The 10,360-nt window shown below is 72.5% G+C and carries 11 protein-coding genes, 1 other RNA gene and 1 pseudogene; 3 read left to right on the top strand and 10 right to left on the bottom strand.

The window, feature by feature from the left end; all coding sequences use genetic code 11:
• From GU5_RS17255 to ssrA, 3 genes and pseudogenes are all read left to right on the top strand, one after another.
• A pseudogene (locus GU5_RS17255) lies at positions 1–448 on the top strand (hypothetical protein); the annotation flags it as partial.
• A complete protein-coding gene (ftsX, locus tag GU5_RS0106865) occupies positions 445–1,359 on the top strand; it encodes a permease-like cell division protein FtsX (protein WP_010524842.1) in 915 nt (304 codons plus the stop codon). The pseudogene GU5_RS17255 and the gene ftsX, both read left to right, overlap by 4 nt.
• Before the next feature lie 160 nt (positions 1,360–1,519).
• Positions 1,520–1,896: a transfer-messenger RNA gene (gene ssrA, locus GU5_RS16725) on the top strand.
• Between the two features lie 145 nt (positions 1,897–2,041).
• On the opposite strand, the gene smpB is transcribed toward ssrA, so the two are convergent.
• The 10 genes from smpB to GU5_RS14450 all read right to left on the bottom strand — a co-directional run.
• Complete coding sequence (gene smpB / locus GU5_RS0106860; protein WP_010524841.1) at positions 2,042–2,557, bottom strand: SsrA-binding protein SmpB; 516 nt, start codon at positions 2,555–2,557, stop codon at positions 2,042–2,044.
• Positions 2,558–2,838: 281 nt separating this feature from the next.
• A complete protein-coding gene (locus GU5_RS14460; RefSeq protein WP_010524840.1) occupies positions 2,839–3,081 on the bottom strand; it encodes a hypothetical protein in 243 nt (80 codons plus the stop codon).
• Positions 3,078–3,581, bottom strand: a complete 504-nt coding sequence (locus GU5_RS16310; protein WP_010524839.1) for a CrcB family protein — start codon at positions 3,579–3,581, stop codon at positions 3,078–3,080. Before GU5_RS16310 ends, GU5_RS14460 begins: the two co-directional genes overlap by 4 nt.
• Before the next feature lie 47 nt (positions 3,582–3,628).
• Positions 3,629–4,348 carry a metal-dependent transcriptional regulator gene (locus tag GU5_RS0106845; protein WP_010524838.1) on the bottom strand — a complete coding sequence of 240 codons (720 nt, stop codon included), beginning with the start codon at positions 4,346–4,348 and terminating at the stop codon, positions 3,629–3,631.
• Positions 4,349–4,509: 161 nt separating this feature from the next.
• A complete protein-coding gene (locus GU5_RS0106840; RefSeq protein WP_010524837.1) occupies positions 4,510–5,376 on the bottom strand; it encodes a metal ABC transporter permease in 867 nt (288 codons plus the stop codon).
• A complete protein-coding gene (locus tag GU5_RS0106835; protein ID WP_010524836.1) occupies positions 5,367–6,170 on the bottom strand; it encodes a metal ABC transporter ATP-binding protein in 804 nt (267 codons plus the stop codon). Before GU5_RS0106835 ends, GU5_RS0106840 begins: the two co-directional genes overlap by 10 nt.
• Complete coding sequence (locus GU5_RS0106830) at positions 6,167–7,225, bottom strand: metal ABC transporter solute-binding protein, Zn/Mn family (RefSeq protein WP_010524835.1); 1,059 nt, start codon at positions 7,223–7,225, stop codon at positions 6,167–6,169. Before GU5_RS0106830 ends, GU5_RS0106835 begins: the two co-directional genes overlap by 4 nt.
• 204 nt (positions 7,226–7,429) lie before the next feature.
• Positions 7,430–8,329 carry a histidinol-phosphatase gene (gene hisN, locus GU5_RS0106825; protein ID WP_010524834.1) on the bottom strand — a complete coding sequence of 300 codons (900 nt, stop codon included), beginning with the start codon at positions 8,327–8,329 and terminating at the stop codon, positions 7,430–7,432.
• A complete protein-coding gene (locus tag GU5_RS0106820; RefSeq protein WP_010524833.1) occupies positions 8,326–9,504 on the bottom strand; it encodes a ribosome small subunit-dependent GTPase A in 1,179 nt (392 codons plus the stop codon). The genes hisN and GU5_RS0106820 overlap by 4 nt, the downstream gene beginning before the upstream one ends.
• A partial coding sequence (locus tag GU5_RS14450; protein ID WP_033227966.1) for a hypothetical protein occupies positions 9,501–10,360 on the bottom strand: 860 nt, incomplete at its 5' end. The genes GU5_RS14450 and GU5_RS0106820, both read right to left, overlap by 4 nt.

Below are 10,360 nucleotides of genomic sequence, written 5' to 3'. Positions count from 1 at the left end.
GCGTGAGCACGACATCATCGAGGACGCGGTCGCCGAGCATTCGGCGAGTTCGGCCGGGCCCGAGGGGGAGGCGTCGCGGCCGCAGACGTCCTGGCTGCCGCATGCCGACGGGCAGTCGATCGCGCGGCCGGGTGCGGGGCACACGGCCTCGGCGCCGTCTCCGGCGGAGCCTGACGTCGAGGATCGTCGGCTGGCCGCGCAGAGCACCGAGGACGAGCCGCCGGTGGTCGACCCGTCCCCGGGCTCGACCCAGGGACGGGGGCCCGCGCCGGACCCCCGGCTGCAGGCTCGGCGGCGAGCTGCACGCCCGATGACCGGGCGCGAGGGAGGCGTCGACGTTCCAGAGCCGACGTCGTCCTCCTCGCAGGCCACCGACGAGGACGCCCGCCGCACCGCCGATCAGCTGGGCGGACGCCGCTCGATCTGGCGCCGTCTGAGGAGGAAATGATGCACCGACTGATGCACGTGCTCGGCGAGACGCTCGCCTCGCTGCGACGCAACGTCGCCATGGTCGCCTCGGTCGTGCTGGTCACGTTCATCTCGCTGACCTTCGTCGGCTCGGCGGCGCTGATGCAGACCCAGGTCGATCGGATGACCGACGAGTTCCACGATCGTCTCGAGGTCTCGGTCTTCCTGTGCACCGAGAACTCGCCGGAGTCCTCGTGTCCGACCGGGGCGGTCAGCGACGATCAGCGGGCCGCGCTGGAGCAGTCGCTCGAGGAGGGCGCGGCCAGCCAGTACGTCGACAGCTACCGCCATGAATCCCAGGAGCAGGCGCTGGAGAATTTCCAGGCCTCCCGGGACGCGGCGTCTCCGTCGCTCGAGGTCGGCGACATGCCTGAGTCCTTCCGCGTGCTGCTGGTGAACCCCCAGGAGTACGAGGTGGTCACCGAGCTCTTCTCAGGTGCCCCCGGCGTGGAGACAGTCGCCGACCAGCAGGAGGTCATGGACCAGGTCTTCGCGATCCTCGACGGGATGACGCTGGTGGCCCTGGTCGTCGCCGTGGTGATGATCGTCTGCGCGGTGCTGCTGGTCTCGACGACGATCCGACTCTCGGCCTTCAGCCGGCGGCGGGAGACCGGCATCATGCGTCTGGTGGGCGCCTCGAAGGCGATGATCCGCACGCCCTTCGTCCTGGAGGGCGTGGCGGCGGCGCTCCTCGGCTCCCTGCTGTCCTGCGCGGCGACCTGGGTGGTCGCCGAGCACCTGATGGGGGAGTGGCTCGACCAGCAGATCCCGGCCATCCAGTTCATCGACGGCTCCGCGGCCTGGATCGTCATGCCGGCGCTGCTGCTCATCGGCATCCTGCTGGCGGTGCTCTCCTCCTGGGTGACGGTCCGGCGGCACCTGACGGTCTGAGCCGGCCGCGCGGCGTCCGGGCTCGTTCCAGAGGTGCGGCCGGCCGAGGCCGCCGTCGGGGCACCCGGAATATTGTCGGATCGAGCGCCGTTGGCATACACTGGAGTACCTGCCCGATGGGGAACCGGAGGGCAGGGGACGGTTCTTGACAACCGCATATGGGGACGATCGGTTTCGACGATCTGAGTTGAGCATGGGGAAGCGGGCCGAGGATGTAGAGTGCCCTCGTAAAAACCCCTCTGCAACCCAATAAGTGCCGATTCTAAGCGCACTGACTTCGCCCTCGCTGCCTGATAGCAGCGACGCGAGTCTGTCAGCCTGAGTTCGCTGTCGACTCAGTGCCTGGCATCAGCTAGATAGCCACTGGACGCCGTCCTCGTCGTGGGGACGTCGCTCGACAATCACACGACTGGGCCCGGGCCATCCACTCGTCTGCATGATGGATGGGGCCGAGCAACACCCGATGCGCAGACTGCGCCCGGAGAAGTCCATGCGAATCCAGATCGGACGCGGGTTCGATTCCCGCCGTCTCCACCGTGTGACATGCCGGGGCATCGAGTCATCGATGCCCCGGCATCTCTGTGTCCGGGCGCGGGCCGAGCAGGTGCGGAGGGGTCTCGCGGGCGCGGTCACCCGTCGACGGCCGTCGGCGTCCAGGACCCGGGACGGAGCAGCGCGGACTTCAGTCGATGCCGAGGTTGCGGTAGCGCATCGCCCGCTGCGCGTCGCGCTCGTCCTGCTTGCGGCGCAGCGTCTCGCGCTTGTCGAACTCGCGCTTGCCGCGCGCGATGCCGATCTCCACCTTGGCCCGGCCGTCGGAGAAGTAGAGCTGCAGCGGCACGATCGTCATCCTGGAGGACTCGATCTGCTGGGAGATCTTGGCCAGCTCCTTGTGGTGCAGCAGCAGCTTCCGCTTCCGGCGGGCGCTGTGATTGGTCCAGGTGCCGTTGAGGTACTCGGGGATGTGGACCTGCTCGAGCCAGAGCTCGCCGGACTTCGAGAAGGCGGCGAAGCCGTCGGTCAGCGACGCCTGCCCCTCGCGCAGCGACTTCACCTCAGTGCCGGTGAGCACCAGGCCGGCCTCGTACCGGTCCTCGATGTGGTAATCGTGCCGGGCGCGCCGATTGGTGGCCACGACATGGTTGTTCGGGTCCTTCGCGGCCTTGTTGCGGGCCTTCTGCTTGGCCTTCGTCGCCATGTGCCACCTCCTCCGGGCTGCGTGGTGCCCGCCGCGGGTCGGGCGGCGGGGATCCGGGCCCGGGGCGACGGCGCGCCGTCGGGCCGACTGCCCATGATACACCCGCGGCGCCCGCACACGCCCGCGGCCGGCTCAGCCCAGCAGCAGCCGGGCCGTCGCGATCCCGGCCGCCGCGCCGGCCCCTCCGCAGAGCACGTGCACCGCCCAGAGCCCGGCGGCGGCGAGGCGCCGGCCGGCGACCCACCGCTCGGCCGCGCGCAGCGAGACGGTCGCGAACGTGCTCAGCGCGCCGAGCAGCCCGGTGGCCAGGGCGACCAGCAGCGGGCCGTCGTCGCCCCGGGCGCCGCGAGGGCCGGTTCGACGGTGATCCAGCCGTAGATGAGCCCCAGGGCCAGGCAGCCGACGGTGTTCGCCAGCAGGATGCCGAACGGCAGCAGCCGGTCCAGCAGCAGACGCAGCACCGCGCCCAGCGCGCCGCCCAGCCCGACGCCGAGGACGACGGCGATCGTCATCTCCACGCTCATCGGACACCTCCGGTGCGCCGGGCGCCGGGACGCGGCGGGCCCACGGCCCCGAAGATCGCCCGGCCGACGGTGATGCCGGCGGCCGCGGCGGCCGTGCAGCCGAGGATGCTGATGAGCAGATAGGCGATCAGCTCGCCGGCGGCGGGATTGACGTAGGTCTGGGCGGCGAGCTCGTCGAACATCGCGCCCGGCACCGCGGGCATCACCGCGACGATGACCAGCGAGAAGGTGGTGTAGGAGCCCAGCAGCCCGGTGCCCAGCGTCGGGACGACCCAGCGCGGCAGCCGGTGCACCGAGGCCACACCGGTCAGCAGACCGAGCAGGCCGGAGCCGGAGAGGTTCACCGCCAGCGTCGTCCAGGGGAACTTCATGCTCTGCTCGGGGAGCAGCTCGCCCACAGTCAGTCGGGCCAGCGCGCCGACGGCGCCGGCGAGGGCGACCAGCGGCAGGATCAGGCGCAGCGAGGGCGCGGCGGGGGCGGAGGTCTCAGCATCGGGCACCGTCCCAGACTAGTACGACTCCGCCGCCGGTCCGGCGACGGGCACGCTCAGGCGTCGAGCGGCGAGACCCGCATGGCGTGGGCCAGCTCGTGGGCCAGTCGGATGCCCTCGCCCGCCGGGGTGCGCGCGACGACGACGTCGCCGCCCTCCGTCGAGGCCGCGGTCCGCACGGTGATCCGCGCGCCGATGTCGACCTGCTCCTCGGCGAGCGTGCGCAGCGCGTCGGGCACGGCGTCGTCGACCTGCTCCAGGCGCACCGCCGCCGACTCGGGCACTCGGCAGAGCCGCTCGGTCTCGGGGTGCTCCATGCTCAGATCCCGGCGGGGGATGGGGTCGCCGTGCGGATCGACGGCGGGCCGCTCCAGCCGCTCGTCGAGCCGGTCGATGAACGTCTCCGAGACCGCGTGCTCGAGGCGCTCGGCCTCGTCGTGGACCTCGCCCCAGTCGTAGCCGAGCTCGCGGACCAGCCAGGTCTCGATCAGCCGGTGGCGCCGGACCATGGCCAGGGCCAGCTGACGGCCCTGCTCGGTGAGCCGCAGCGGCGCGTAGGGGTGGTGGTCGACGAGCCCCAGTTCGGCCATCTTGCGCACCATCAGCGTCACCGAGGGGTTCGAGACGCCCAGGGTGCGGGCCAGCGCCGAGGCGGTGACCACCGGATCGTCCTCCCATTCGGTGAGGCCGTAGATCGTCTTGGCGTAGTCCTCCACCGAGGTCGTGGCGGTGTCGGTGCGGGTCGAGCGCCCCTGGGCGGAGGTGCGCGGGCTCATGGGATCCTTCCGCGAGACGGGCCCGGCGGGCGGGCCCGACGGGCATCGTGGCTGTGCTGACGGCGGCGACCGCCGACGCGGCCGTCGGGGCCGCGGCGGCGTCCTGCCTCCGAGTCTATCCGGCCGGGGCGCAGGAAGCTGCCCGAGCCCCTCCCGTCGGCTCAGGCCGCGGCGGCGGTCCGGCGGGCGCGCGCCAGGCGGGCGAGCATCCCCTTGTGCGGGGCGAACACATAGGCCAGGCCGAAGAGCGTCGACTGCACCAGCACGATGGTCCCGCCGGTCGACAGGTCCAGCCAGTAGCTCAGGTAGACGCCGCTGACCGCGGCGAACACCGCGCCGCCCGAGGAGACCATCAGCATCCGTCCGAAGGTCCGGCAGGTCAGCATCCCGGTGGCCCCGGGGATGACCAGCATCGCCACCACCAGGATGATGCCCAGCGTCTGCAGCGAGGTCACCGTGGTCAGCGCCAGCAGCACCAGCAGCAGCGCCGAGAGCCCGGCGGTGGAGAGCCCGACGGTGTGGGCGTAGGTGCGGTCGAAGGCCAGCAGGGTCAGATCCCGCCGGGCCAGCAGCAGCACGGCCGCGGTCGCCAGCCCCAGCACCAGCACCTGCCACAGATCGGTCCGCGAGGTGCCCAGCACGTTGCCGAAGAGGATGTGCTGCAGATGCGTCTGGCTCGGCACCCGCGAGATCAGCACCAGGCCCAGGGCGAAGAGCGTGGTGAACACGACGCCGATGGAGGTGTCGCGCTTGATCACCGGAGTGCTGCTGATCCCGCCGATGAGCAGCACGGCCAGCAGACCGAAGACGAAGGCGCCGGCCGCCATCGGCACCCCCAGCAGCTCGGCCAGCACGATGCCCGGCAGGATGGAGTGGGCCACCGCCTCGCCCATCAGCGACCAGCCCATCAGCACCAGCCAGCAGGAGAGCAGCCCGCAGACTCCGGCGGCGACGACGGCCACGGCCAGCGCGTTCTGCATGAAGGCGAACTGCAGCGGCGCGGCCAGGATCTCGACGATCAGCTCCACGGCGCCTCCTCTCCTCCGGAGGGGGCCGCTGTGCGGTCGTCGGCGCGGTCGTCGTCGGCCAGCACCGTGCCGAAGGCTCCGGCGAGGGTGGACTCGGTCAGCACCGACGAGGGCGGGCCGGCGGCCAGCACACGGCGGTGCAGCAGCACCACGTCGTCGGCGAGCTCGGTCAGCGAGTCCAGGTGGTGGGTGGAGACCAGCACTGTGGTCCCGGCGTCGCGGAGGGAGTGCAGCGTGGCGGTGATCAGCTCCTCGGAGCCGCGGTCGACGCCGGCGAAGGGCTCGTCGAGCAGCATCAGCGGCGCCCGCTGGGCCAGTGAACGGGCCAGGAACGCCCGGCGCCGCTGGCCGCCGGAGAGCTCGCCGACGGTGCGTCGGCGCAGCTCGGCCAGCCCGACCTGCTCCAGCGCCTCGGCGACGGCGGCACGGTCGGCGCGCCGCGGCCGGCGGGTCGGGCCCTGATGCGGGATGCGGCCCATCATGACCATCTGGGCCACGGTCAGCGGGAAGGTGTGGTCGATCGTGTCGTGCTGCGGGACGTAGCTGACCAGGTTGCGGCGTCGGGCCTGCTGGGGCGGCTTCCCGTGCAGCCGGATGGTGCCGGCCAGCGGGGCGCGCAGTCCCAGCAGCGCGGAGAACAGCGTGGACTTGCCGGAGCCGTTGGCGCCGACCAGCGCCGTGATCGTGCCGGCGGACAGCCTCAGGTCCACGCCCTGCAGGGCGAGGACGCCGGGATAGCCGGCGCTGAGCCCGGACACCTCGACCGGAGGAGCGGCGGGCGGGGTCTGGGTCATCGGTCCTCCTCGTCCGCGTCGTCGTCCGCGTCGTCTTCCGTGTTGTCCTGGGACTCGCTCGACTCCTCGACGCCGGCCTCCGCCCCGGAGATGATCAGATCCAGGTCGTGGCGGAGCAGCTCCAGGTAGCTGGGCACCGGCCCGTCGGGAGCGGACAGCGAGTCGACGTGCAGCGGCTTCCCGAGCGTCGCCCCGGAGGCCTCGGCCACCTGGCGCTGGGCGTCGTCGTTGACGGTGGTCTCGCAGAAGACCGTCGGCACCTCATGGGCGCGCACGTGCTCGATCTGCGCCTCGACCTGCTGCGGGGTGCCCTCGGTGTCCGAGTTGATCGGCCAGAGGTAGTGCTCCTCGAGTCCCAGGTCCTCGGCCAGGTAGCTGAACGCTCCCTCGCAGGTGACCACCTGCGCCGGCGAGCCGGTGGACTCCTCGACGGCGGCGAGCCGGGTGCGGGCGTCCTCGGCGATCTCCGTCAGGCGCTCGCGGTAGGAGTCCGCGTGGGCGGCGAAGACCTCCGAGTCCGCGGGGGAGAGCTCCGCCAGGGCCTGCTCGACGACGTCGACGTAGGTCCGGCCGCGCTCCGGAGAGAGCCAGGCGTGGGGATTGGTCGGCAGGTCCTCGGCCGCGGCCGGGTGGCCGGCGAGCCGGGTCACCGGCAGCGGGTCGACGTCGGCGGAGGCGATCGTCGACGGCGCCTCGGCATGGTCGATGAACTGGTCGAACCACGCCTCCAGTCCCAGTCCGTTGGTGATCACCAGATCCGCCTCGGTCGCGGCGCGGATGTCGCCCGGGGTCGGATCATACTCATGGATCTCGGTGCCGACAGGTGTGATGGAGCGGACCTCGACGCGGTCGCCGCCGATCTGCGAGACGATGTCGGCCAGCACCGTGAAGGTGGTCAGCACCACCGGGCGGTCGTCGTGAGCCCCGGATTCGCCGAGGCCGTCGGCACCGGCGGGTCCGCAGCCGCTGAGCAGCAGGGCCGCGGCCAGCAGCGCGGCCGCGGCGGGGCGGCGAGACCTGCGAGCGGACCGGCGGAGGGAGCGGGGAACGATCATGCCGACCAGTATGGTTTAGGCATGCTTAAAACAGCAAGGGGCGCGCCGTCTCGGAGGGGAACGTCTGCACACGGCGAGGACGGCGCGGGTGACTGCCGTCGGGCCTCGCCGGACGTCGTCGAGCCCCGCACGACGCCGCAGGACGGGGCCCGGAGAAAGTGGTCAGGAGAAAGTGGTCAGGAGAAAGTGGTCAGGAGGACGTGGTCAGGAGCGGCCGAGGCCGGTTCGCCCAGCCTCGTGCTGCGCCGGCTCCTCGACGGAGGCCGACGGCGCGGCCTCGGAGGGGCCCGCCCACGGCGTGGGGTCGTCTGGGGCCAGGGCGGCCAGGGCCGCCTCATGCAGCCGGCCGTTGGTGGCCAGGGCATTGCCGCCCGAGCAGCCCGGCTCGTCGTCCAACGAGGTGAACTGCCCGCCGGCCTCGGTGACGATCGGCACCAGCGCGGCCATGTCGTGCAGCTCCAGCTCCGGCTCGGCGGCGACGTCCACCGCGCCCTCGGCGAGCAGGCAGTAGGACCAGAAATCGCCGAAGGCGCGGGTCCGCCAGACCGTCTCGGTGAGCTCGAGGAAGTTCTGGCTGCGGCCCGCCGCGCGCCAGCCCGTCAGCGAGGAGTAGGAGAAGGAGGCGTCGGAGAGCGCGGAGACCTTCGAGACCTCCAGCGGGCGCGCCGAGGCCAGCGACCTGCCGGTGTAGGCGCCGCCGTCGCGGGCGGCCCACCAGCGGCGGCCCAGCGCCGGGGCGCTGACCACGCCCATCACCGGCTCGCCGTGGTCGACCAGCGCGATGAGCGTGGCCCAGACCGGAACGCCGCGGACGAAGTTCTTCGTCCCGTCGATCGGATCGATCACCCAGCGACGCGGACCTGACCCCGAGGAGCCGAACTCCTCGCCGTGGACGGCGTCGCGTCCGCGGGCCCGGCTCAGCTGCCCGCGGATGAGGTCCTCGGCCTGACGGTCGGCCTCGGTCACGGGGCTCAGATCCGGTTTGGTCTCCACCTCGAAGTCCATCGCGGAGAAGCGGGCCATCGTCTGCGCGTCCACCGAGTCGGCGATCATGTGGGCGAGGCGCAGGTCCTCGGTGTACGGGCTGGTCTGGTGGCGGTTCATGGGGACGATCCTAGTCTCTTCTCCTCCTGCTCCTCCGCAGATCCGGAGAGCGAGGAGAGCAGCCCGCGCAGCGAGGCCAGGCGCGCCGGACCGTGCTCGCCGGCGCGTCCGGCGGCGACCCAGGCGTCCAGCGCGCAGCCGCCCTGCGGGGACTCGTGGGCGCATCCCGGCTCGCAGTCGACCGAGCCCTGCACCAGGTCCCCGAAGGCGGCCAGGACGTCGTCGGGATCGACATGGGCCAGGCCGAAGGAGCGCACGCCCGGCGTGTCGATGATCCAGGAGACGCCGTCGGCGGAGTCGGCGTCCTCCGCGGAGGCGTCGTCCGCGCCCTGCGGCGAGGAGACCGCCTCAGGAGTCCGCAGGCGCAGCGCCACCGCCGAGGAGGAGGTGTGCCGTCCGCGGCCGGTGACGTCGTTGACGTCGCCGGTGGCCCGATCGGCGCCGGTGAGTGCGTTGACCATCGTCGACTTGCCCACGCCGGAGTGGCCGATCATCGCGGTGACATGGCCGTCCAGCAGAGCGTGTAGCCGGGCGACGGCCTGCTCGTCGAGCGCGTCGGCGTCGTCTCCGGGGCCGGGGCCCCCGTCCGCGACTCGACGGCGGGAGACCACCGTGGTCAGGCTCAGCTCCGCGTAGTGCGCGAGCAGCCCCGCCGGGTCGGCGGGGTCCTCGGCGAGATCCGTCTTGGTGATCAGCAGGATCGGCTCGATGCCGGCGTGGAAGGCTGCCACCAGCGCACGGTCGATGAAGCCGGTGCGCGGGGCGGGATCTGCGGCGGCGACGACGACCAGCAGCTGGTCGGCGTTGGCGACGACGACCCGCTCGGCGTCGTCGGTGTCGTCGGCGCTGCGACGCAGCAGCGTCGAGCGCTCCTCGATGCGCACCAGCCGGGCCAGTGTGCCCTCGCCGCCCGAGGTGTCGCCGACCAGTGCGACGACATCTCCGGGGACGATGGGGGAGCGGCGCAGCGCCTTGGCTCGCACCGCGGTGACCAGGCGCTCGCCGTCGCCGGAGCCGTGCATATGCACCCGGTAGCGTCCGCGGTCGACGGTGATGACCCGGCCCAGCTCGGCATCGGGATGGTCCGGGCTCTCCTTCGTCCGCGGGCGGGAGCCGCGCTTGTTCGGCCGGACCTTCACATCGGATTCGTCGAAGTCGGACCAGCGGCGGCTCATCGTCCTCCGTCCTCGCCCGGATCGCCGCGATCGACCGTTCCGTCCGGCTCGACGAGGGTGCGCCAGAGCTGCGGGAAGGTCGGCATCGTCTTGGCCGTGCAGCCGATGTCCTCGACCTCCACGCCGTCGAGCCGCAGCCCCAGCACTGCGGCGAAGGTCGCCATCCGATGGTCGGCATAGCTGCGCACCAGACCCCCGCGGGTCGCCGGAGTGCGGATGCTGAAGCCGTCGTCATGCTCGTCGACGGCGGCGCCGAGGCCGCGCAGCTCCGCGGCCAGCGCCGCGATCCGGTCGGTCTCGTGCCCGCGCAGATGCCCCACCGAGGTGAAGGCGGTCCCGCGGTCGGCGAGGGCGGCCAGCGCGGCGACGGTCGGGGTGAGCTCGGCGGTGCCGTCGACGACGCCGGGGGAGGTCACCCGCGGCGCGCCGGAGGCGTCGCGGCCGCCGCGCACCGTCAGCGTCTGCGTGGCCGTCCCGGCGGACTCGGCGGCGGATCCGGCCGAGGAGTCTGCTGCGGCGTCGCCTGAGGAGCCATCCTCCGCCGGCTCGTCGGCGAGCTCGACGGCGGCGCCGAACTGCGGCAGCAGCTCGGTCCAGCGTCGTCCGATCTGGGTGGACTCCCGCGGCCAGCCGCGCATGGTGACCTCGCCGCCGGTGGCCGCCGCGGCGACCAGGAACGGGCCGGCGTTGGAGAGATCCGGCTCCACGCGCACGGTGAAGGCCGGGATCGACGACGGCGCCACGCGCCAGACCGAGGGCTCGGAGTCGTCGACCTCCACGCCGGCGGCACGCAGCACCGCGACGGTCATCGCCACGTGTTCGGAGGAGGGCACCGTCGAGCCGGTGTGGCGCAGCG

Origin of the sequence: Nesterenkonia sp. F (assembly GCF_000220985.1) — a bacterium.
Taxonomy (GTDB): Bacteria; Actinomycetota; Actinomycetes; order Actinomycetales; family Micrococcaceae; genus Nesterenkonia.
The sequence above is the reverse complement of the archived record's forward strand: the minus strand, read 5'-3'. Positions and strand labels throughout refer to the sequence as shown.